Below are 21,278 nucleotides of genomic sequence, written 5' to 3' on the forward strand. Positions count from 1 at the left end.
GCGGTGCACGGCGCCGGCGACTAGCTGACCCGTGCCAGCCGGGGTGCCCGACGGCGGGCGAAGAGCAGGCAGTCCAGCAGCCAGATCACCAGCATGGAACCCCCCACCAGCGGGAAGCAGATACCGAGCAGGATCAACAGGGCAATGGCACCGCGCATGGGGGGCAGGCTGGCCGGCAAGGGCGGGGCGGCGAGGCGACCACTGGGGCGGCGGCTCCACCAGATCCAGAGCCCGCTCACCGAGCTCAGCAACACCAGCAGGCAGATGAGCAGCATGGCCAGCTGGTGTGGCCAGCCGTAGAGCTTGCCCATGTGCAGCATGACGCCGGTTTCCACCGTCTTGGCGACCGGACCGTAGTCTTGCCAGCGCACGTCGGCCAGCACCTTGCCGCTGTATTGATCGATGTGCAGGGTGGCGTCGTTGCGCGGATCATCGGCCGAGATGGCGATGGTGTAGACGCCGCTCGCCCCGGCCGGTGGCGTGATGCTGTAGCCCGGCGTGACCTGGCGCGCAGCGGCGATCTCCACCACCTGTTGCAGCGGGATGCGGTGCTCCGCCATCACCATGCCGTCGTGCTCGCCGCCGTGACCCATGGCGCTGTGGTCGTGGGCCTTGGGCTCGGCCGAGCTGGGGATGGGGGTGTTCTCGACAGCCCAGGGGACTGTCTGTTGATGGGCATGGTTGAGGCTGCGGGCCAGGGAAGCCGACTTGGGCACCTCGTTCCACATGGCGGCCGGGAAGCGGTTCCAGACGGCGGCAAACTGATCGCCCCAGAAACCGGTCCAGGTCATGCCGCTCAAGAGCAGCAGCAGCAGGAAACCGGCGCCCCAGAAACCGACAACGGCGTGCAGGTCGCGCCACCAGAGCCGCCCGCGCAGGCTCCAGCGCGGCCACAGGATGCCGCCGACTCCTGGCCCCTTGCGTGGCCACCAGAGATAGAGCCCGCTGATGAGCAGCACGATTCCCCAGCCGGCGGCCAACTCAATCAGCCGATCCCCCACGGTGCCTATCATCAGCTCGGCGTGCAGGGCGCGGGCCACCGCCTGCAGATTCCACTTGTTGTCTAGGGTGCCGAGCAGGGCGCCGCTGGCGGGATCGAGGAACAGGGTCAGCTCGTTGCCGCCCTGGCGGACGATGAACTGGGCGCTGGCCTCCGGGCTGACCGGTGGCAGGTACTTGCTCAGGCTGGCGTTTGGCATCGCCACCATCGCCTTGACCAGCAGCTGATCGGCGCTGAGCGGCTGGCTGACGGGGGCGACCTTCATCAGCTCGGGGTACATCAGGTTGTCGAGCTGGGGCTTGAACAGATAGACGATCCCGGTCAGCGAGAGCAGGATCAGGAAGGGGGCGACGAAGAGACCCGCATAGAAGTGCCAGCGCCAGATGCGCTGATAGTGGTTCGCGTCCCGATTTTTCATCTCTGTTCCTTGCGCCGTGAGTTAACGTTTCAGTTGGTGGAATGTTGGTGGCGGCGCGGATGATAGCAGCAACGTTTTGTTAACTGCAACAGAACATGAGGGCTGGTCGAGGCGGTGGGCAAGGGCGTGCTGAGCAGGCCGCCAGTGGGTCAACCGGTGACACAATCCTTCCAGGTTCGCGCCTGGCAGAATGGACTTTTTGCAGAGAAATCCTTACCTTGTTGCAACATAAAGGGGTGCTTGCGCGACGAAGAATCCAGGGAAGGAGGCAGACGTGAAGTTGCAACCACACGGCCATTTCGAGATGCAGCGACGAGGTCAGGTGCTGATCTGCCGACCGAGCGGCCCTTTCAATCTGGCGGGGGCCATGGCCTATGAGGCCCAGTTCAGCCAGCAGATCGCCAGCCTGCGCGACGCGCCCTGGGGCATTGTCGAAGTGGCGACCGAGTTCGAGGCGGCGGGCCCCGAGGTGCTGGCACGCTTTCGCCGCCAGTTCGGCTGGTGCGCCAGCAACGGCTGCGCCTTTCTGGCGGTGGTGCTGGCGGGCAGCTTCAAGCAGTATCTGGCGGATCGGGTGTTCAGCGGTTTGCCGTTTCAGGGCGTCCGCTACTTCGAGCAGACCGACGAGGCGCTGCAGTGGCTGGAACGGCAACTGGCCGGGCTGGTCTGACGGCACTGCAGGCTGATCATTACCCGCAGCTCAGTTGAGCTTGATAAACCACTTGTCCCGCTCGTCGACGCAGTCGGGCTCGCCCATTTCAAATTCACGGCAGATCAGGGGGCGGACTTCGTAGATGCGGCACATCATGGTGTTGCGGTCGAGCGCCGCGCACCAGCCATCTTCCAGCCGGTGCATCACCGGCACTTCACCTTCCCGCTCTTCCACATAGCGATCCGGTACGCCGGTATCGGTAAACAGCATCACCTCGAGGCGGCAGCAGCAGGCTTCGCAGTTCTGGCAGCTCACTTCGGGTCGGGTTGTCTGGGTCATGGCATCTGCCTTGTTCTCATGGGCACGGATAAATATGAAACAGGCGCCGAACCGGCGCCTGTGTCGTGAACCTTAGCCCAGCTTGCGAGCGCGGTAGCTGCGCCCCTTGATCTTGCCTTCCTGCAGCCGCTTGAGGGCGGCGCTCGCCACCTGGCGCTTCACCGCCACGTAGGAGTACTGCTCGGAAATCTGGATCTTGCCCACATCGGCCCCGGCAATGCCGCCTTCGCCAGTCAGGGCGCCGAGGATGTCACCGGCACGCACCTTGCTCTTGCGGCCCGCATCGATGGAGAGGGTCACCATCTGCGGTGCAATTGGCTTGATGTCGCGGCCGATCCCGGCCAGGTCGCCCTGGGGAATGGGGGCCTGCTGGTACTCCTCGATGAAGTTGACGCGCTGGGCCTCGTTCGGCTGGTAGAGGCTCAGGGCCAGGCCCTGCTGGCCGGCGCGGCCGGTACGGCCGATCCGGTGCACGTGTACCTCGGGGTCGTAGGTCAGCTCGTAGTTGATGACGGCGCCCAGCTCCTTGATGTCGAGGCCTCGGGCGGCCACGTCGGTGGCCACCAGGATGGTGGCGCTGCCGTTGGCGAAGCGTACCAGCACCTGATCCCGCTCACGCTGCTCCAGGTCGCCGTTCAGCGCCAGCGCCGAGAAGCCCTTGGCGGCCAGGTGATCGGCCACGTCGTTGCAGGCCCGCTTGGTGTTGCAGAACACCACGCAGGAACTCGGCTGGTAGTGGCTGAGCAGCCAGCCGAGGGCGTCAAGGCGCTGGCCGGCCGGCACTTCATACAGCTTCTGCTCGATGGCGCTGTCTTCGTGCAGGGACTCCACGCTCACCTCGACCGGGTTGCGCTGCACGCCGCGGCTCATCTGGGCGATCCCCTCCGGATAGGTGGCGGAGAACAGCAGGGTCTGGCGGTCGCGCGGGGCGTGGCTGATGACCCGGTTGATGTCTTCACCAAAGCCCATGTCCAGCATGCGATCCGCTTCGTCCAGCACCAGCGTCTTGAGGCCGTCCAGCTCGAGGGTGCCCTGCTCCAGGTGCTTGAGGATCCGGCCCGGGGTGCCGACGGCGATGTGGGCGCCAAAGCTCAGGGTGGCGGATTGCGGTGCGGTCGGGGTGCCGCCGCACAGGGTGACCAGCTTGACGTTGGGCAGGGTACGGGCGAGACGGCGGATCTCGGTGGCAACCTGATCGGCCAGCTCGCGAGTCGGACAGAGCACCAGCGCCTGCACCTCGAGCCGGTTGACATCGAGGTTGGCAAGCAGGCCGAGGCCGAAGGCCGCGGTCTTGCCGCTGCCGGTTTTTGCCTTGGCGATCAGGTCTTTGCCATCGAGTACCAGGGGCAGACTCTGGGCCTGGATCGGGGTCATCTGCAGATAACCCAGGCTGGCGAGGTTGTCCTGCAGGGCGGGGGAGAGGTTCAGGCTGCTAAATTCGTTGTTCACAAAAAGACTCTATATCGGAGAAAACGGGCTGCGCCGTGCGCAAGGGCGCGCATTGTATCAGAAAGCGCTGCCGGGTGTGGCGGATTTTTGAACGACTGGACGGCGATGATGGCGGGGCCGCTGCCGGGGAAAAACGGTGGTGGCATGTTGTCCGGCTCGTCTGAAAATACCCCACTGCCTTTCGGAAATTAGCTGAAAGAAGCCGGGCCATTCATCGCAAATAAGATAAACGTTTGTCATTTTGATTTGATTAAATAAATTCGCCGTAAATTTAACCTCGCCGCTATGACGCCATTTGCCAGGTTTTAAATAAATGTGATAAAGCTGTGAAAACAGCCCTTTCAGACTGAATGGTTTATTTTTAACTATCTGTTTATTAATGACTTTTATGTTTATTGAACGATGATTAGATGCTTGTGTGAGCGTTTAATTAATTTAAAAACGTTTGTATTATCCAACATGCATATTTTTACCGCAGATTGTGATGGCTATCTGATTTTTAAATATGCAAATGTCTATGATGGCGCCGGTCAAAAAATTACAAATTACTCAGGTGCTACTGGTATGGAATACGTTCACTTTGTGCTCGGACTCGTGATGGTCCTCGCTCTTGCTTTGCTGGCCAACCGCCACAACTGGAAACAGATCAAACTGCGTTATATCGGCCAACTGCTGGTGGTCGAACTGGCGCTGGCCTGGTTCATGCTGAACTCCGAAGTGGGTCTGGCGGTGGTGGGTGGCTTCGCGGCCGGCTTCACCAAGCTGATGGAGTTTGCCAAACAGGGTACCGACTTCGTGTTCGGCGGCCTGGTCAATGAAGGGGCCTTCTCCTTCTTCCTGATGGTACTGATGCCCATCGTCTTCATCTCCGTGCTGATCGGTATCCTGCAGTACATCCGTCTGCTGCCGCTGGTGATCCGCGGCATCGGTACCGTGCTGGCCAAGATCAACGGCATGGGCAAGCTGGAGTCCTTCAACGCCATCAGCTCCATGATCGTCGGCCAGTCCGAGAACTTCATCGCGCTCAAGAACATCCTGCCGCACCTGAACGAGAAGCAGATGTACACCCTGGCCGCCACTGCCATGTCCACCGTCTCCATGTCCATCGTCGGTGCCTACATGCAGCTGATCGAGCCGCGCTACGTGGTGGCCGCGCTGGTACTCAACATGTTCAGCACCTTCATCGTGCTGTCGCTGATCAACCCCTACGAGCCGGACAACACCGTGACCGACGCCAAGGCGCTGGCCGAAGGTGACGAGCACCACAGCCCGAAGAAAGAGAACTTCTTCGAGATGCTGGGCGAGTACATCATGGCCGGTTTCACCGTGGCGGTCATCGTGGGTGCCATGCTGGTCGGCTTCATCGCCCTGATTGCCCTCATCAACTACCTGTTCGAGATGGCATTCGGCGTCAACTTCCAGTTCGTCATGGGCTACCTCTTCTACCCGATCGCCTGGATCCTGGGCATTCCGAGTGGTGAAGCGCTGCAAGCCGGCTCCATCATGGCGACCAAGCTGGTAACCAACGAGTTCGTGGCCATGATGGACTTGGGCAAGATCGCTGCCCAGCTCTCTCCGCGCACCATCGGCATCCTCTCCATCTTCATGGTGTCGTTCGCCAACTTCAGCTCCATCGGCATCATCGCCGGTGCGGTGAAGGCGCTGAACGAAGAGAAGGGCAACATGGTCTCCCGCTTCGGTCTGAAGCTGGTGTACGGCTCCACCCTGGTGAGCCTGCTCTCCGCCGTGATTGCCGGTGTGATGCTGTAATACCGCCACCCGCTCTCACCATGACAAACCCCTGCCTCGGCAGGGGTTTGTTTTTTTGGGCGACAGCAGGCGCTAGCTGGCCTGACAGGCCGCTAGCCTGGCCAGTGAGCCCAGTAACCGGCGGCCAGCAGGGTGAGAGTGCAAAAGCCGGTCTCGACGGCGCCGCCGCTTTTGAGCGGCCAGCCCGGCAGCCGGTAGCGGCGCTTGCTGGGCCACAGCAGCGGAATGCCGGCCGGGGTGAGCCAGTCTCCCAGCAGGTGGCTGAGGTAGCCGATGATAAGGGCATCCTTGACGCCGGTGGGCAGCAGGGCGGGAGCCAGGCTCTGATCCAGTCCCCAGATGGCGGCGGCCACCGCCAGCAGGCTGTGGGTGAAGCCGCGATGGCCGAACAGCCGCGACAAGGGTTTGGAGATCCAGGGCAGGCGTTGCCCCAGCACCGACTTGGGGTGGTCGAGGTCCGGCAGCAGGACGCTGGCCAGTGCGGCAGGAATGGTGTGCCACAGGCTGGCGTCGGCCAGGGCCGGCGTCAGCTGGAGTTTGTGGGCGATCAGGGTGCAGGTAACGGAGAAGAGCAGGTGCCCTTGGGCGGTCATGATGGCTACGACATGGGGAAAATGGCGGCGCATCTTACCAGCCTGATGGTTGTGGTCAGCTGTTATTTTGAAAATCAGTATGTTACGGCGAAAAAGCGCCCAGAGAGGGCGCCTTTAGGGTCTCTTTACAGCTTGCCTTTGACCAGCCACTTGTCGAGGGCGTTGGCGAAGCGCTGCTTGTCGGCCGCGTTGAGGGGCGCCGGGCCGCCGGTCTGCACCCCGGCCGAGCGCAGCTCCTCCATGAAGTTGCGCATGCCGAGCCGCGCCTTGATGGTCTCGCGGGTGTAGATCTCGCCGCGAGGATTGAGCGCCTCGCCGCCGGCATCGATCACCCAGGAGGCGAGCGGGATGTCGCCGGTGATCACCAGATCGCCGGGTTTGACCTGCTGGGCGATGACATGATCTGCCACATCGAAGCCCTTCTCCACCTGCTGGGTCTTGATGAAGGGGGAAGGGGGTACCCGCAGCCCCTGATTGGCCACTAACGTGGTCACCACCTGGGCACGGTGGGCGGCGCGGTAAAGGATCTCCTTGACCGGAATGGGGCAGGCATCGGCATCAACCCAGATGGGCATGGCAGGGCTTCCTGTGTCTGAAACGAGTGGCGCATCTTAACACGGCCGGCGCGGGGCGGCTGCCCCGGGGCTGAGTCTGGCCCGGCTTTGGTGTAAGCTGGGCCGATGCACATGAGCGAAAAGGACGAGCAGATGGATCGGGTGCCCAGTGACGTAATTTATGGCCTGACCCTGGATGGCAGGGGTGGCATGCAGCCACTGGTGACGGGCAGCGAGATACCGGCGCAGCAGCCGGGCTGGCTGCATCTGGACTACGGCAATCCGGAGGCGGCGCGCTGGCTGCTGCAGACCCCGCTGCTCAATGATGCGGCGCGCGAGTCGCTGCTCGGCCAGAGCAATCGCCCCAAGCTGGTGCGGATGGGGGAGACGGTGCTGCTGATCTTGCGCGGCATCAACCACAACAAGGACCACAGACCGGAAGAGATGGTGGCGCTGCGCATCTACATCACCCCGGATCTCATCATCAGCAGCCGGCGCCGGCCGCTGCTGTCGGAACAGGACGTGTTCAACCAGCTCAAGCTGGGGGGCGGCGCCGATACCCAGGCTGACTGGCTGGTGGAGATCTGCGATGCCCTGACCGACCGGGCCGGGGAGTTCGTCGAGGAGCTGCACGACCAGATCTTGGATCTGGAGGAGATGGTGCTGATGCGTGACCTGCCCGCCAACGGCCGGCTGGCGCTGATCCGCAAGCAGCTCATCATGATCCGCCGCTACCTCTCGCCGCAGCGGGATCTGGTGGCGCGCCTCGCCAACGAGAAGATCAGCTGGCTGGATGAAGATGACCGACGGCGTCTGCTGGACATCGCCGACCGGTTGCGGCGCTGGCTGGACGATCTGGATGCCGGGGTGGCGCGCACCGCCGTGCTGGCAGACGAGATCAACAACCTGATGGCGGAGGCGACCAACCGCCGCGCCTACCAGATGTCGGTGATGGCGCTGCTGTTCCTGCCCGCCAGCTTCCTGACCGGCCTGTTCGGCATCAACCTGGGGGGCATTCCCGGGGCCGAGAGCCCGACCGCCTTCTGGATCTTCTGTGGCTCCCTGGTGGCGCTGGCGACCGGGCTGGCGGTCTGGCTCAAACATCGGCGCTGGTGGTAAGGAGCAGACATGACGACATGGGAATCTTTTGGCGTGACCCTGCTGTTGCTGCTGGGCCACACCCTCATTCGCGGGCTCATTCACAAGAGCCTGCTGGCGCTGGCCCAGACCCGGCAGGTGAGCGAGAACCGGGTGCTCTACGTGGAGCACGTATTCCACTTCCTGCTCGGCTGCGCCACCCTGCTGATCCTGGCCGGGGTGTGGGGGCTCGACTTCTCGCGGCTGGTGGTGCTGGCCTCCTCCTTCTTCGCGGTGCTGGGCGTCGCCATGGTGGCGCAGTGGTCGATCCTCTCCAACATCACCGCCAGCATCACCATCTTCTTCGCCTTCCCCTACAAGATTGGCGACCGGATCCGGATCCTCGACAAGGATGATTCGGTCACCGGCGTCATCACCGAGATCGGCCTCTTCTACGTGCGGGTGCGCGATGACAACGGCGATCTGGTCACCTATCCGGCCAACCTGATCTTGCAAAAGCCGGTCAGGCGGCTGGAGGGCAAGGGGGCGGAACCCCTGCAACCGGAATGAGAAAAGGCTCCCGCGGGAGCCTTTTTTTGAGCCTGCCGATCCCTCAGCGTTCGAAGAAGCGATAGAGGTGTTCGACCTGGATCGGGCAATCCGCCACCAGGTGCACGTGCTGGCGGGCCTCCTCGACCGAGCCGAAGTAGCGGGGGCAGCCCAGGGTGTCGGTCATCTCGTACAGCTTGCCGTCCTGACCCCTGAACTCCACGATCCAGCCGGGCAGGATGGCGTCCTGCAGGATCTCGGCTTCCTTGAAGGCTTGCTGCTGATAGAGCTGGCGAAGTTCGCTGACTGTCATGACATCCTCCCGTGACGCTTGATGCCACTTCAAGTCTAGTGGCTGCGGTCGGGGTCGGCCGGCTCATTTGGCCGATTTGAGGTGCTCCCAGGCCCAGCGCAGGCGGATGAAGGTGTCGGCATCGCCCCCGCGATCCGGGTGGTGTTGCAGCGCCAGCTGCCGCCAGCGGCGGCGGATGGCATCGGGCTGCGCCCCGGTCGGCAGGGCGAACAGGGTCAGCGCCTCGGCCCTGTGCTCATCTCGCTCACAGGCCCGCCAGAAGCTGCCGAGCAGCGCCTCCACCTCCTCCCGGTCGGTCTGCCAGAACACCTGCCAGTCGAGGTAGTAACTGCGCAGCGCCTCGCCCTGGGCGAGGGCGCTTGCCCCCTCGCGGGTAGCGAGCGGTTCGAGCCGGATATCCAGGGTGCTGATCACCAGCCACCACCCTTCGCCATGAAGCTCGGCCTGCAGCTGGTAGAGGGCGTTCATGATGAGGAAGTTGAGCCGAAACAGCTGCAACTGCTCATCCCCCGGTAGAGGCGGGATGACCTCCTGGCGACGCAGCTCTGCGAGCAGCTCGTGTACCTTGTAGCTGCCGCTTGCCTGCCGCAGCAGTGCCAGCAGTGGAGCCAACAGCGGGTTGGGCCGGGTCTCGTTCATGGGACGGCCGTCTCCTTCGGTAGCTGCAGGGCGATCAGCAGCTCCCCGGCCAGCGGTTCGACGGGGCCGGTGACGATGCGGGTGCGCCCCTTGCCGTCCAGCACGAACAGCGGGATGGCGCCCGGGTTGGCCTCCTGGTACTGGGCCCAGTCGAACGCTTCGCTCAGCCGGGTCGCCTTGATCTGGCCGCCCCGGCTGAGCAGGCCGCTCAACCGGGCGTAGTTGATGTCGGGACCGAACAGGTTCTGGCGGGCGCGAAAGGTGGCGCTCTCCCGATTGGCCTTGCCGTGCTGCTCGCTGGAGCGCAGGGAGTAGACCTTCTCCTCGCCGTAGAGGTGGGCGAAGTGCAGCACGCCGAGGGCGTTGTTGTGGCGGTTGGGGGAGAGCGCGAGCACTGTGCTGATGCTGGTGAGCGGCAGGTGCAGCTCGGCGTGTTCGGATTGCGGATTGCCGAAGTAGCAGGGCAGGTTGCTCATCCGCGCCTGACGGCAGAACTCCCAGGCCGGATCGCAGAGCTGGACCGGCACCCCCTGATCCGCCAGTGCCCGGCCGATGGCCCGCGCCACCGAGTTGGCCCCGATGATGAGCCAGGTGTTGGGGGCGCTCTGGCGCATCTTGAGCAGACCGGCCAGCGGCGCCGAGGTGAGGCTCTGCAGCACCACGGTGGAGATGATCACCGCAAATACCAGCGGCACCAGCTTGTCGGCATCGGGAATGCCGGCTTGGTGCAGGCTGATGGCGAACGAGGCGCTGACCGCCGCCGCCACTATGCCGCGCGGCGCAATCCAGCCGAGCAGGGCGCGGGCCCGCCAGGAGAGATCCGATCCCCAGGTGGAGACCAGGATGCAGAGCGGGCGTGCCACAAACTGCACCACGCACAGCAGCGCCAGCACCATGGGGCCGAGCTGCCAGAGCTGGGCCAGATCGAGGCGGGCCGCCAGCAGGATGAACAGGGAGGAGATGAGGATGACGGCGAGATCCTCCTTGAAGGCCAGCACCTCCTCCAGATCCAGCCCCTCCTGATTGGCGAGCCAGATGCCGAACACGGTGACCGCCAGCAGGCCGGATTCGTGGCTGAGCCAGTTGGAGAGGCTGAAGGTGACCAGCACCAGCGCTAGCACCCCGAACTTGTGCAGGCTGACCGGCAGCCAGTCCTTGCGGATCAGCAGGGTGGTGAGCCAACCGGCACCGACCCCGATGAGCGAGCCCACCCCCACCGTCTTGGCCAGCGCCAGCAGGGTGTGACCGATGAGATCCCCCTGACTGCCGAGGCGCACCGCCTCGAACACCAGTACCGCAAACAGGGCGCCGATGGGATCGATGACGATCCCTTCCCAGCGCAGGATGCGGTCTACCTCCCGGGTCGGGCGGATCACGTTGAGCATGGGGGCGACCACGGTGGGGCCCGTCACCACCAGCACGGCGCCGAGCACCATGGCGACCCGCCAGTCCAGCCCCAGCAGGAAGTAACCGGCGCTGCCGATGACGGCGAAACTGGCCAGCATGCCCACCGAGCAGAGGTTGCGCACCACCTTGCCGATCCCCTTGAGCTCGGCCAGGTGCAGGGTGAGCGCCCCCTCGAACAGGATGATGGCGACCGACAGGGAGACCAGCGGAAACAGCAGGTCGCCGAGCAGGGCGTCGGGGTCGAGCAGGCCGCTGACCGGGCCCAGCAGCAGGCCGGTGAGCAGCAGAAACAGGATGGCGGGCACCCGCAGCGACCAGGCCAGCCACTGGGCCAGCACTGAGACCAGGGCGATCCCGGCCAGGGAGAGAGCAATCATGCAGACCTCGATTAAGGCGATGAACCTGGAGGAAGTGTAGTGGGGAAGATGGTCAGATTGACACCAGCCGTAGGCGGGAACAAGGGGGGAAGCGGCTCGCGCGACAGCGGGCGTCACGGGGGCATGGCCGCGGGAGAGGGGCGGGGTGTGGCCGCTGGCTGCGGCCACCAGCTGGATTAGATGGGGCTCTCTTTGTGGAGTTCGGTGACGCAGTCGGCCACCGCCAGCACCAGCGCCGAGCGCACCACCTGATCGAGCCGGTTCAGCTGCATCTGGTAGAAGGGCCAGTCCTCCTCGTTGGCGGGGGCTTCCTGCGGCATCATGCCGCCCTGGCTGACGCCGTGCAGACGTGCCAGCAGATCGCGGATCGGTTTGTCGCTGAAGCGGTAATCCTTGGGGTCGCGCACCAGAAAATCGCGGATCTTCAGGTAAGCCTCGAGATCCTGATAGCGTTCGAGAGAGATGAGGCCGAGGGCGAAGATGAGCTTGAGGCGCACCTCCAGCTGGCCGAGAGGGCCGCTCTGGTTGAGCAGGGGTTCGATGGCGTATTTGACGGCATACTCTTCCTGACGGAACGCGCGTCGCATCAGGGAGTCGACCGCCTCTTCCAGGATGGTCACGACCTCGAGAAAGAAGCCGCGAGGGCCATCCTGCTCGTTCAGTCGCTCCAGTACTTCATCTTCCTGGTGTGTGGTCATAAGTGCATTGGGTCCAGCTGACAGGGAGAGAGTGGGCCTCTCTCCCGGTTTTTATCGTATGAGGCGCTTTGGTGGCCGGCCCGGGTGGGCCGGCGGCGACGGCGCCTCATCAGGTCACTTCAAATTGCCATAACGGGTGACGATGGCGCTGACGATGTCGCTGTCGGCAGCCAGGCCGGTGATGCGCGCCAGAGCCTGGGCCGGGCCCAGCTCCGCCAGCAGCTGTTGCAGTTCCACTGCCTGCGGGTCATCGGCGTTGCGATAGTGCAGCGCCGCGGCGATCCCCTCCTGCAGGTGATCGCTCGGCAGGCCGTACTCCAGGGTGCCGAGCAGCGGCTTCACCAGCCGATCCCCCGCCGCCAGCTTGCGCAGCGGCTGACGGCCGACCCGGTCAATCTCGTCCACCAGATAGGGGTTGGCGAAACGGGCCAGGATCTTCTCGATGTAGGCGGCGTGCAGGCGCGGGTCGAAACCGTAGCGTTGTACCAGCACGGCGCCGCTCTCCTCCATGGCGCGGCGCACCTTGCTGCGGATCAGCGGATCTTCGATCGCCTCGCGGATGGTGCGATAGCCCCTCAGCTTGCCGAGGTAGGCGGTGACGATGTGGCCGGTGTTGAGGGTGAACAGCTTGCGCTCGACGAAGGCCATCAGGTTGTCGGTGGGCTCCATGCCCGCCACCTGCGGCAGCTCCCCCTTGAACTGGGTCTGATCGACGATCCACTCGCTGAAGCTCTCCACCGTCACTTCCAGCGGATCATCGTTGGCCGCCGCCGGCGGGACGATGCGGTCCACCGCCGAGTCGACGAAGCCGATGCAGGCATCGAGGGTGGCATGATACGCGACCGGCAGGTACTTGAGTACCTCCTGCTTGAGATGGCTGGTGCCGCGCACCATGTTCTCGCAGGCGATGACGTTGAGCGGCGTCAGGTTGCCGGCATCGAAGCGGGCCTGCAGCCCCTTGGCCAGGGTGCTGGCAATCTTGTCCAGAATGTTGGGACCGACCGCGGTGGTGACCAGATCGGCGGTGATGATGCGGGCGATCACCTCGTGGCCGGCGGAGCTCACCGCCGCCACGTTGCGCACCACGTCCAGCTTCTGATCCGCTCCCACCACGTGCACCTTGTACTCCTGGCGGTGGTTGAGCTGGTCGATCAGGGTCTCGTTGACGTCGGCGAAAGTGACCTGGTGGCTGGCGTCAGCCAGCAGTTTGCCGATGAAGCCGCGACCGATGTTGCCGGCACCAAAATGCAATGTTTTCATGATATTAACCTCTTGAACCAAAGACGGTGAAGGACGATCAGGCAGCCTGTTCGGCACCCAGCAGATCCAGGAATTCCTGGGGATCCTGGGTGCTGGCCAGCCGGTCGATGAGGCCGGGTTCGTCCAGTGCATTGGTCAGGCGGGTTATCACCTGCATGTGTTCGTCGTTGCGGGCGGCGATGCCGATCACCAGCCGCGCCACTTCATCGGCCGCCTCGCCGAAGGCAACCCCGGCCGGGTATTGGCAGATGACGATGCCGGTGCGCTTCACAAACTCCTTGGCGGCGATGGTGCCGTGCGGCACGGCGATGGATTCGCCGAGGTAGGTGGAGACCAGCTGTTCGCGCTCCAGCATGGCGTTGACGTAGTCGGGCGCCACGTAGCCCCGCTCCGCCAGCAGCTTGCCGGCAGCCCGGATGGCGGCCTCCTTGTTGTCGGCCTTGAGCCCCAGGTGCACGTCATGACGGCTCAGGGTGAACACTTCAGCGGTCTGCGGCTCGTAGCTGTCGTCGTTGGCGGCCACCAGCAGTTGCGGGTTGGCAACGTCATCGTTGGCGGCCTGGGTCAGGCTCTGTACCAGCTCCTGATAGAGACCGTTGTCGAGGAAGTTGGTGAGCGAGATGTGGTAGGCGTGCGGCGCATGGCGACGGGCCCGCGCGGTCAGATCCTTGTGGGTGATGACCCAGTCCACCTGATCGTCGAGCTGATCGATGGCGCGGTTGGTGACGCTGATGTCGAGGCCGGCGGCCTGCACCCGCTTGCGCAGCAGGCCGGCGCCCATGGCGCTGGAGCCCATGCCCGCATCGCAGGCGACCACGATGTTGCGCACTGCCATCAGTTCACCGCCCGGCTTCTTGGCCGCTGCGGTCTCGGGCTTGGCACCCTTCATGGCTTTCATCTTGCGGGTGGCTTCACCGAGGGCATCGGCCTCGTCGGCTTCCGGCTGCTGGGCACGCACGAACACGGCGGCGACCAGGAAGGAGACCAGGGTCGAGCAGATGATGGAGAGAGCAACCCCGATCAGGGAGGCTTTCGGTGTCATCAACAGCACGGCGAAGATGGAACCCGGTGAGGCGGGGGAGACCAGACCTGCGTTGAACAGGGTCAGGGTGAACACCCCGGTCATGCCGCCGGCGATCACCGCCAGGATCAGGCGCGGGTTCATCAGTACATACGGGAAGTAGATCTCGTGGATGCCGCCGAAGAAGTGAATGATGGAGGCACCGGCAGCGGACTGCTTGGCGGCGCCGCGACCGAACACCATGTAGGCCAGCAGCACGCCCATGCCCGGGCCCGGGTTCGCTTCGATCAGGAAGAAGATGGAGCGGCCGTGCTCGGTGGCTTGCTGGATCCCCAGCGGCGAGAAGATGCCGTGGTTGATGGCGTTGTTGAGGAACAGGATCTTGGCCGGCTCGACGAAGATGGAGGTGAGCGGCAGCAGGTTGTTGTCCACCAGGAAGCCGACGCCACCGGCCAGTACGCCGGAGAGCACCTTGACGAAGGGGCCGATCACGAAGAAGGCGAGGATCGCCAGCAGCATGCCGATGAGGCCGGCGGAGAAGTTGTTGACCAGCATCTCGAAGCCGCTCTTGACGCGACCTTCCATCGCCTTGTCGAAACGCTTGATGGCCCAGCCACCGAGCGGGCCGACCATCATGGCACCCATGAACATGGGAATGTCGGTCCCCACGATGACGCCCATGGTGGTGATGGCACCGACCACGCCGCCGCGCTCACCGCCCATCAGCTTGCCGCCGGTATAGCCAATCAGCAGCGGCAGCAGATAGGTGATCATGGGGCCGACCAGCTTGGCCAAGGTTTCGCTCGGCAGCCAGCCGGTGGGGATGAAGAGGGCGGTAATAAAGCCCCAGGCGATGAAGGCGCCTATGTTGGGCATGACCATATTGGACAGGAAGCGTCCAAAATTCTGTATCTTGACTTTGGTATCCGGTGATAACATGTCGGGACCCCGTTTTAAGCCTGTTTGATTAAAAGTGGTAGTCGGGCTGGCCGGTTTTGCCGAACCGCCATCCCTGTCGTCTAAGCAACTTCAATCTACCAGCTTGTGATCAAATTAGGCTGAAAACGGGGTGTCTTGTGACGCAGTTCTCAAATACCCCGACCTCCCCCCTCCCTTCATGGTGATGTCGATCACATTCACTCTCTGTATTTCGGCTACATTTCGATCTTTGTTGCCGCCAGCATCGTTTTTATGTGATGCAAATCACTCTTTGATGTTTGCGCAAACCTGATGTCAATGTGATCTATTTCTCACTTTCATTATTTGTATTCAATTGGAGCAATTCGCCTGACCTGAAAACTGAGGGTGATGACGATGGATTGGTTAAATCCATATTCAAGTAACCAATGAATCAATTATTTTGTAACCCACTTTCAGTTTTTCATGATGTTCTTCAGCCGCAGAGCCGACGCATCAGCCACTCCAGAGGGCCTCGCTCGAAGCGCAGACTCCATAGATTGGCAAACAGCAGCGCCGCCAGGGCGAAGAGGCTGGCGGCCAGCACCACCTCGGGCAGATCCTGCCCCTGCAGCCAGCCGATCGCCTCCAGTACTCCCATGCCGAACATGATGTGGGCCAGATAGAGGGTCAGGGTCTGCCGGCCGACCGGCAGCCACACTCGCCACCAGCGGGCTTCGGGCAGGGCGCGTCCCAGCCAGAGGCAGAGGGCGATCAGGGTACTGGCCGCACCCATGCCGAACAGCAGGTAGAGCGGCGCCGGGGGAATGGGCTGGGTCGCCAGCAGTGGCGCCAGCTCGGGGTTCGGCAAGAGGGTCGGCAACCAGAGCGACAGCCCCTTGGCCAGCGCCATGGCACTCACCCCGCCGGCCAGCAGCCAGCGCTGGGTGACCGGATTGGCCAGAGATTGGCGGCTCAGCCAGAGGCCGTAGAGCAGAAAGCCCAGCCAGGGCACCACGGGGTGCCAGCCGTTGAACAGCAGATTGCGGATGAAGCCGGCCAGGGTCCAGAACTCGGGATAGCTGAAGCTGTGCCACTGCCAGCCCCGATCGTAATCGAGCAGGAACAGCAGGCCGACGAAGCTTGCCGCCAGCAGCGGGATCAGGGCCAGCAGCCAGGGGGAGGAAAGCCGGAGACAGCAGGCCCCCAGCAGAAAGTAGACGGCGTAGTAGTGGATGATGTCGGCCGGAAACACCAGGTAGTTGAGCAGCCCCACGATCAGCAGGAACAGGGCCCGCCTGGCGGTGTGGCTCATGGCCGCCGACCACGCCAGCTTGCGGGTCGACAGCCCCAGCCCGATGCCGGCCAGCACCACGAAGCTGGCGGCGGAGCGCCCCTCCAGTGCATCCAGCAGGGGTTTGAGCCAGGTCTGCCCCCCCGCCAATACCCCCATGGCGATGCGAAAGTTCACCAGCACCATGCCGATAAGCGCCATGGCGCGGGCCAGATCCAGTCCTTCCAGTCGATTGTGCGGTGTCGTCATGGTGGTGACTCCTTGGGGTGATCAGCGGGCCGGGCCGAGCAGCTGGTCCAGCAGGAATGGCAACCTTTGCTCTACCGGTGCCTGCTCTGGATGCAGGGCCAGGGCGTGGCGCACCGCCTGCCCCTCCAGTGCGTCCAGCAACAGCTGGGCGGTGAGATCCGGCAGCAGATGTGCGGCCAGCTCCCCCGCCTGCTGGCCACGGTGCACCGTCGCTGCCAGGGCATCGCACAGCTGGCGCTGGTTGCTGGCGAAGGTGGCTGCCATCTCCGGATGGCGGGTCAGCTCGGCCAGGATCTCGGTGCCGAGCAGCAGGTTCTCCGGGGCCAGCGACCAGGCGAGGTAGCCGGCGGCGAAGCGGGCCAGCGCCGCCCGGGCCGGCCCCTGGACCAGCTCATCCAGCAGGGGTTGCAGCTCGGCCGCCTCCAGCGAGGCGATCAGGGCGATCAGCTCCTCCTTGCGGGCGAAGTGGTTGTAGAGGTTGCCGAGGCTCACCCCGGCGGCGGCGGCGATGTCGCGCATGCCGGTCTGGTGGAAGCCTCGCTCGATGAAGCAGCCGAGCGCCGCCTGGATGATCTGCTCGCGCCGCTGCTCCAGCCGCAGGTTGTTGGTGGTCATGGGGATGCCTCTTGCCTGAAAATTTACCATGAGCGAACGTTCGTTCATTTGTGGGTTCACTCTATGCCCGTAACGAGCAACTGGCAAGCTCGGAGCGTACAAAAAGTGATCACCGGACTCGGCGGGTGGCATGGTCCAATAAAAAAGCCCGCAGAGTGCGGGCTTTTTACAAGGTGAGGGGGCCTGGTTTATTCGGCCTTGGGCGCCTCGTCAGCAGGCGCGGCATCGGCCTCGCTGATGGGGGCGACCGGCGCCGGGCCAGGTACCAGCTCCACCGCCGGCTTGGCGATGAGGGAGCGGGTCTCTTCCACCGCTTCGGTCAGCTTGACCTCGATGATCTGGCCGAGCTCGTAGACCACCTCGGTCTTGTCCAGATAGACGCGGCCGTTGTCCCAGTTGCACTCCAGCCGATCCTTGTTGTCGAGGATATGGCGGGCGGGCATGAACACCACGGCACCGTTCTCGCGCAGACGCAGCTTGAGGCCGGCGCGCATCACGTCGATGATCTCGGCGTTGAACACCTTGTCGGTGCCGGCATCGGCCTTGAGGTAGCGGACATAGAGCCAGTCGCCGATGTCACGCTCCACCATGCGGTGCAGGCGGCGGCAGGCGGTCAGGTGCTCGGTGAGCTCCAGGCTCGGGCGCTCACCCGGGGTCTTGCCGGCGATGACGGCCTTGAGCAGGCGATGGTTGACCATGTCGCCGTACTTGCGGATCGGTGAGGTCCAGGTGGCGTAGGCATCCAGCCCCAGGCCGTAGTGGGCGCCCGGTTCGGCGGACATCAGCGCATAGCTCTGGAAGCGGCGGATCTTGCCGTCCAGCCAGCGGGTGTCCAGGCTGTCGATCCAGCGGCGCAGGGCGCAGAAGCCGGATAGGCTGGCGATCTCTTCTTTCTCGAACGGGGCCTCGGCGCTTTTGAGCAGGTCGATGGCGCCGTCGAGGGACTCCTCGTCAAAGCCGGTGTGGACGTTGAAGATGCCGTAGCCGACGCTCTTGCCCAGCACGCGGCCGGCGCAGATGTTGGCGGCGATCATCGACTCTTCCACCATGCGGTTGGCGATGCGGCGCGGCTCGACGTGGATGGCCAGCACAGCGCCGTTCTCGCCCAGCTCGAAGTCGTAGTCGGGGCGGTCCGGGAACACCAGGGCGTGTTCGGTGCGCCACTTGATGCGCGCCTCGGTCATCGCCTTCATCAGCGGCAGCTGGGCCAGCACGCCGGCGTCGATATCCAGCTGCTTGCCGTGTTCGGCCCAATCGGAAACGTCGTCATAGTTGAGGCGGGCGTGGGAGCAGATGCGGGCGGCGAAGAACTCGGTCTCCTCCAGCAGCAGGCCATCCTCGGCGATCAGCAGGCGGGCGCACAGGGTGTTGCGCTCCTCGCCCTCTTTCAGGGAGCAGAGCTCGTCGGAGAGGGTGCGCGGGATCATGGGCACGTTGCGACCCGGCATGTAGACGGTGAAGGCGCGCTGGGCGGCCTCCTTGTCCAGCTCGCTCCCTTCGGCCACATAGGCGGTCGGGTCGGCAATGGCGACCAGCAGCTCCCAGCCGTTGTCCAGCTTGCGGATGGCCAGGGCATCGTCCATGTCCTTGGTCTTGGCGCCGTCGATGGTGAAGAAAGGGGTCGCGGTCAGATCGGTGCGGGGCAGCTCTTCCTCTTCGATCACCTTCCACTCCGGCAGATCCGCCGGCTCGACCTGGGCCAGGTTGTGGCGCGCCAGCACCACCCACCAGGGCACGTTGTGATCTTCCTGGGCGGCGATCTTCTGGGTGATCTCGGCGGAGAAGTTGCCGTCCACCAGGGCGTGACGCTTGAGGGTGGCAACCACCCAGTCCCCTTCCTTGAACTCTTTCTCGTCCAGCCCCTTCTTGACGCGGGCCTTGATGGCGTCCTTGATCAGCGGGTGATCGGCGACCACGTTGAGGCGGTCGCGGAACATCTTGACGCGGGCCACGAAACGGGTGACGGACTGCTCCAGCAGGGCATCCGGCTCGGCCACTTCCTTCTCTTTTTCGGTGCGGATCAGGGCGCTCACCCGGTCACCGTGCATCACCTTCTTCATGTAGGGAGGCGGCACGAAATAGCTGGTCTTCTCATCGACCTCCAGGAAGCCGAAGCCCCGATCGGAGGCGCGGATCACACCCTCTTTCTTGGGGATGTTTTCGCGGATTTGTTGCTTGAGCTGGGCCAGCAGCGGATTGTCTTGGAACATAAGTGAGGAACCTGAAGTGGAAAACCTGGGTGGAGACCTGATGACGGATCGCCCAGCACTATACGTTTTTACCCCTCCAAAGCCAAGGTGAATGGCCGGTTCAGCCGGGTTGCAGTGCCCGACGACCCTGCTCGATCAGGCGCTGGGATATCTGTTTGTGCAACCCCCGTTCCAGCACCCAGCGGTGCCAGTAGAGCCGCTCGACCAGATGCTGGTCCGGGCTGAGATCGAGCAGACTGCCTTCCGCCAGCTGGCGGCGGATCTGCAATTCCGGGATCAGGCAGCAGGCCAGTCCCTGTTCGGCCATGGCGACGAAGGCCTCGGACGAGCGCACCGTGTGGCAGGGGTAGCCGCCGGGCTCCAGCCCGAAGTGGCGGGCCATGTAGCTGACGTGCATGTCGTCGCGCTGATCGAAGGCCACCGCCGGCGCCTGGGCCAGCGCAGCCAGGGTCAGCCCCTGCGGGAAGTGGCGGGCAACGAAGGCGGGGCTGGCGGTGAGCAGATAGCGCATCTCGCCGAGCTCGTCGACGCAGCAGCCGGCCAGCGGCTGGCCGTGCAGGCTGACGGCGCCGAACGCCTGCCCCTCGCGTACCCGATCCAGGGTGCGGCTCTCGTCATCCACCAGCAGGTTGAGCTCGATGGGGTGCTGCTCCAGCAGCGGTGCCAGGGCCGGCAGAAACCAGGTAGCCAGGCTGTCGGCGTTGACGGCGATGCTGACCCGGATCGGCGCCTGCGGCTCGGCGGGGGAGAGTTCGCCGGCCAGCTCCAGCTCCAGCTGGCGCACCTGACGGTAGTGGGCCAGCAGCTTCTGCCCGAGCGCGGTGGCCTGCAGCGGCTGGCCGCGAATCAGCAGCGGTTCGGCAAACTGCTGCTCCAGCTGCTTGATGCGCTGGGAGATGGCGGACTGGGTGATGTGCAGGCGCTGGGCGGCCCGCTCGAAGTTCTGCTCCTGCATCACCGCATCCAGCGCCAGCAGCAGCTTGTAATCCAACGCCTTCATCAGCACGCCTTATCAACAGAGGGAATTGAGAAGGGATGCTACTCAAGTGGTGGCGGGAGAACAACCGGGGATCGCTGAAAATGTCGGCAGACCAGGCGTGACAAGGGCTGTGGGGTCAAAGCGGGTTTGTCACTGTGAGATGTGACAGTGGTGGTCAAAAGGTATTCAGGAGATACTCTTTTGCGTCCGTTTTTGCATGGGGTGGAAACGGGCCATAGCGAGAACTTTTAATCCCGGGTCTTACCCCGGGATTTTTTTGCGTCGTCTTTATTCGGTGACCAGTTCGCGCGCCTCGTCATAGGCACCCTGCAAGGGCTGGCCGACGGCACGGGCGAAGCGCTCGTCCAGATGGAAGCGGATCCCGACCCCGCGCACGGCGCCCAGATCCACCGCCTGGCGGTGACCGAGCCGTTCGATGGGCAGACCGAGGCGGCGGAAGATCCGCTCTACCGGCAGGCTGACCACGGCAACCAGCTCGCGGATCCCCTGCGCCTTGGCGAAGGCATAGACCTCGCGGAAGATGATGCAGGTCAGTTCGCTGATGCCGTTGCCGAGCCGGGGAGCCCGTTCGGCATCGATGGCGAGGCGGGTCAGCTCCCACACGTCGTTGCTGCGCGGCGGGGCTTCACCGGCGAGGGCGGTGGGGAAGATGCTGGGCAGCATGTAATCCTGGGCACAGCTGAGCAGACGGATGCAGCCGCACAGGCCTTCCTCGTCTTCGATCAGCACCCAGTGGGTGTCAGGGGTATCGAAACTGTCCTGCTCCAGACCACGGTGGGATTCCACATCCCAGCCGAGGCGATCGGAGAAGACGCGATTGCGAAAGCGATAAAGCTCGTTTTCTACCTCCCATCTGGGGTGTTCTTTTAATTTTCCTTTGAAAACAAGCATTCAGAT

Annotated in this window: 20 protein-coding genes; 4 read left to right on the forward strand and 16 right to left on the reverse strand. The window is 63.9% G+C overall.

What is annotated here, in order from left to right:
* Positions 1 to 20 precede the first annotated feature (20 nt).
* Complete coding sequence (locus R2E40_RS02635; protein WP_318164702.1) at positions 21 to 1,418, reverse strand: PepSY domain-containing protein; 1,398 nt, start codon at positions 1,416 to 1,418, stop codon at positions 21 to 23.
* 274 nt (positions 1,419 to 1,692) lie between these two features.
* Between R2E40_RS02635 and R2E40_RS02640 the strand changes: the two genes are divergently transcribed.
* Positions 1,693 to 2,088, forward strand: coding sequence for a hypothetical protein (locus R2E40_RS02640; RefSeq protein WP_318164703.1), 396 nt, complete (start codon positions 1,693 to 1,695; stop codon positions 2,086 to 2,088).
* Between the two features lie 30 nt (positions 2,089 to 2,118).
* Here R2E40_RS02640 and R2E40_RS02645 read toward each other — a convergent pair whose 3' ends face one another.
* Positions 2,119 to 2,409, reverse strand: coding sequence for a YkgJ family cysteine cluster protein (locus tag R2E40_RS02645; protein WP_016349308.1), 291 nt, complete (start codon positions 2,407 to 2,409; stop codon positions 2,119 to 2,121).
* Positions 2,410 to 2,481: 72 nt separating this feature from the next.
* Positions 2,482 to 3,858: an ATP-dependent RNA helicase DbpA gene (gene dbpA, locus R2E40_RS02650; protein ID WP_011704511.1), complete on the reverse strand. Its 1,377-nt coding sequence runs from the start codon at positions 3,856 to 3,858 to the stop codon at positions 2,482 to 2,484.
* 564 nt (positions 3,859 to 4,422) lie between these two features.
* Here dbpA and R2E40_RS02655 point away from each other — a divergent pair.
* Positions 4,423 to 5,628 carry a NupC/NupG family nucleoside CNT transporter gene (locus R2E40_RS02655; RefSeq protein WP_016349310.1) on the forward strand — a complete coding sequence of 402 codons (1,206 nt, stop codon included), beginning with the start codon at positions 4,423 to 4,425 and terminating at the stop codon, positions 5,626 to 5,628.
* A gap of 92 nt (positions 5,629 to 5,720) precedes the next feature.
* Here R2E40_RS02655 and R2E40_RS02660 read toward each other — a convergent pair whose 3' ends face one another.
* Positions 5,721 to 6,221 (reverse strand): metal-dependent hydrolase, encoded by a 501-nt coding sequence (locus R2E40_RS02660; protein ID WP_318165531.1) that lies wholly within the window; start codon positions 6,219 to 6,221, stop codon positions 5,721 to 5,723.
* Positions 6,222 to 6,346: 125 nt separating this feature from the next.
* Positions 6,347 to 6,796: a YaiI/YqxD family protein gene (locus R2E40_RS02665; protein ID WP_065479821.1), complete on the reverse strand. Its 450-nt coding sequence runs from the start codon at positions 6,794 to 6,796 to the stop codon at positions 6,347 to 6,349.
* A 105-nt stretch (positions 6,797 to 6,901) separates the two neighbouring features.
* Here R2E40_RS02665 and zntB point away from each other — a divergent pair, with 105 nt between their 5' ends.
* Together zntB and R2E40_RS02675 are read left to right on the forward strand one after the other, a co-directional pair.
* Entirely contained in the window at positions 6,902 to 7,894 is a 993-nt protein-coding gene (gene zntB / locus R2E40_RS02670) for a zinc transporter ZntB (RefSeq protein WP_318164704.1), read from the forward strand.
* A 9-nt stretch (positions 7,895 to 7,903) separates the two neighbouring features.
* Positions 7,904 to 8,422 (forward strand): mechanosensitive ion channel domain-containing protein, encoded by a 519-nt coding sequence (locus R2E40_RS02675; RefSeq protein WP_043162330.1) that lies wholly within the window; start codon positions 7,904 to 7,906, stop codon positions 8,420 to 8,422.
* Between the two features lie 43 nt (positions 8,423 to 8,465).
* On the opposite strand, the gene R2E40_RS02680 is transcribed toward R2E40_RS02675, so the two are convergent.
* The 11 genes from R2E40_RS02680 to R2E40_RS02730 all read right to left on the reverse strand — a co-directional run bounded on the left by R2E40_RS02680 (position 8,466) and on the right by R2E40_RS02730 (position 21,272).
* Positions 8,466 to 8,714, reverse strand: coding sequence for a hypothetical protein (locus R2E40_RS02680; protein ID WP_011704519.1), 249 nt, complete (start codon positions 8,712 to 8,714; stop codon positions 8,466 to 8,468).
* 63 nt (positions 8,715 to 8,777) lie between these two features.
* Positions 8,778 to 9,353, reverse strand: coding sequence for a DNA-J related domain-containing protein (locus tag R2E40_RS02685; RefSeq protein WP_318164705.1), 576 nt, complete (start codon positions 9,351 to 9,353; stop codon positions 8,778 to 8,780).
* Positions 9,350 to 11,137, reverse strand: coding sequence for a sodium:proton antiporter (locus R2E40_RS02690; protein WP_318164706.1), 1,788 nt, complete (start codon positions 11,135 to 11,137; stop codon positions 9,350 to 9,352). Before R2E40_RS02690 ends, R2E40_RS02685 begins: the two co-directional genes overlap by 4 nt.
* 176 nt (positions 11,138 to 11,313) lie before the next feature.
* On the reverse strand, positions 11,314 to 11,835 hold the full coding sequence (locus tag R2E40_RS02695; protein ID WP_005308438.1) for an MltR family transcriptional regulator: 522 nt from the start codon (positions 11,833 to 11,835) through the stop codon (positions 11,314 to 11,316).
* A gap of 114 nt (positions 11,836 to 11,949) precedes the next feature.
* Positions 11,950 to 13,095 (reverse strand): mannitol-1-phosphate 5-dehydrogenase, encoded by a 1,146-nt coding sequence (locus R2E40_RS02700; RefSeq protein WP_016349320.1) that lies wholly within the window; start codon positions 13,093 to 13,095, stop codon positions 11,950 to 11,952.
* A 37-nt stretch (positions 13,096 to 13,132) separates the two neighbouring features.
* The gene (locus tag R2E40_RS02705; protein WP_318164707.1) at positions 13,133 to 15,055 is read right to left on the reverse strand and encodes a PTS mannitol transporter subunit IICBA; all 1,923 of its coding nucleotides are present in this window, start codon (positions 15,053 to 15,055) and stop codon (positions 13,133 to 13,135) included.
* A gap of 454 nt (positions 15,056 to 15,509) precedes the next feature.
* On the reverse strand, positions 15,510 to 16,556 hold the full coding sequence (locus tag R2E40_RS02710; protein WP_318164708.1) for a DUF418 domain-containing protein: 1,047 nt from the start codon (positions 16,554 to 16,556) through the stop codon (positions 15,510 to 15,512).
* Positions 16,557 to 16,577: 21 nt separating this feature from the next.
* Positions 16,578 to 17,171: a TetR/AcrR family transcriptional regulator gene (locus tag R2E40_RS02715; protein ID WP_318164709.1), complete on the reverse strand. Its 594-nt coding sequence runs from the start codon at positions 17,169 to 17,171 to the stop codon at positions 16,578 to 16,580.
* 188 nt (positions 17,172 to 17,359) lie between these two features.
* The gene (locus tag R2E40_RS02720; protein WP_318164710.1) at positions 17,360 to 19,381 is read right to left on the reverse strand and encodes an exoribonuclease II; all 2,022 of its coding nucleotides are present in this window, start codon (positions 19,379 to 19,381) and stop codon (positions 17,360 to 17,362) included.
* Between the two features lie 100 nt (positions 19,382 to 19,481).
* A complete protein-coding gene (locus R2E40_RS02725) occupies positions 19,482 to 20,381 on the reverse strand; it encodes a LysR family transcriptional regulator ArgP (RefSeq protein WP_318164711.1) in 900 nt (299 codons plus the stop codon).
* Between the two features lie 267 nt (positions 20,382 to 20,648).
* The gene (locus R2E40_RS02730) at positions 20,649 to 21,272 is read right to left on the reverse strand and encodes an acyl-homoserine-lactone synthase (protein WP_011704528.1); all 624 of its coding nucleotides are present in this window, start codon (positions 21,270 to 21,272) and stop codon (positions 20,649 to 20,651) included.
* Between the last annotated feature and the right edge of the window lie 6 nt (positions 21,273 to 21,278).

Origin of the sequence: Aeromonas sp. CD, assembly GCF_033349375.1 — a bacterium.
GTDB lineage: Bacteria > Pseudomonadota > Gammaproteobacteria > Enterobacterales > Aeromonadaceae > Aeromonas > Aeromonas hydrophila.

Bases quoted from the DNA above. Each gene is read 5' to 3' on its own strand.
- R2E40_RS02685 (WP_318164705.1), bottom strand. From the start codon at position 9,353: ATGAACGAGACCCGGCCCAACCCGCTGTTGGCTCCACTGCTGGCACTG.
- R2E40_RS02680 (WP_011704519.1), bottom strand. From the start codon at position 8,714: ATGACAGTCAGCGAACTTCGCCAGCTCTATCAGCAGCAAGCCTTCAAG.
- R2E40_RS02720 (WP_318164710.1), bottom strand. From the start codon at position 19,381: ATGTTCCAAGACAATCCGCTGCTGGCCCAGCTCAAGCAACAAATCCGC.
- R2E40_RS02660 (WP_318165531.1), bottom strand. From the start codon at position 6,221: ATGACCGCCCAAGGGCACCTGCTCTTCTCCGTTACCTGCACCCTGATC.
- R2E40_RS02725 (WP_318164711.1), bottom strand. From the start codon at position 20,381: ATGAAGGCGTTGGATTACAAGCTGCTGCTGGCGCTGGATGCGGTGATG.
- R2E40_RS02665 (WP_065479821.1), bottom strand. From the start codon at position 6,796: ATGCCCATCTGGGTTGATGCCGATGCCTGCCCCATTCCGGTCAAGGAG.
- R2E40_RS02655 (WP_016349310.1), top strand. From the start codon at position 4,423: ATGGAATACGTTCACTTTGTGCTCGGACTCGTGATGGTCCTCGCTCTT.
- R2E40_RS02710 (WP_318164708.1), bottom strand. From the start codon at position 16,556: ATGACGACACCGCACAATCGACTGGAAGGACTGGATCTGGCCCGCGCC.
- R2E40_RS02690 (WP_318164706.1), bottom strand. From the start codon at position 11,137: ATGATTGCTCTCTCCCTGGCCGGGATCGCCCTGGTCTCAGTGCTGGCC.
- zntB (WP_318164704.1), top strand. From the start codon at position 6,902: ATGCACATGAGCGAAAAGGACGAGCAGATGGATCGGGTGCCCAGTGAC.
- R2E40_RS02705 (WP_318164707.1), bottom strand. From the start codon at position 15,055: ATGTTATCACCGGATACCAAAGTCAAGATACAGAATTTTGGACGCTTC.
- R2E40_RS02700 (WP_016349320.1), bottom strand. From the start codon at position 13,095: ATGAAAACATTGCATTTTGGTGCCGGCAACATCGGTCGCGGCTTCATC.
- R2E40_RS02730 (WP_011704528.1), bottom strand. From the start codon at position 21,272: ATGCTTGTTTTCAAAGGAAAATTAAAAGAACACCCCAGATGGGAGGTA.
- R2E40_RS02715 (WP_318164709.1), bottom strand. From the start codon at position 17,171: ATGACCACCAACAACCTGCGGCTGGAGCAGCGGCGCGAGCAGATCATC.
- R2E40_RS02645 (WP_016349308.1), bottom strand. From the start codon at position 2,409: ATGACCCAGACAACCCGACCCGAAGTGAGCTGCCAGAACTGCGAAGCC.
- R2E40_RS02695 (WP_005308438.1), bottom strand. From the start codon at position 11,835: ATGACCACACACCAGGAAGATGAAGTACTGGAGCGACTGAACGAGCAG.
- R2E40_RS02675 (WP_043162330.1), top strand. From the start codon at position 7,904: ATGACGACATGGGAATCTTTTGGCGTGACCCTGCTGTTGCTGCTGGGC.
- R2E40_RS02635 (WP_318164702.1), bottom strand. From the start codon at position 1,418: ATGAAAAATCGGGACGCGAACCACTATCAGCGCATCTGGCGCTGGCAC.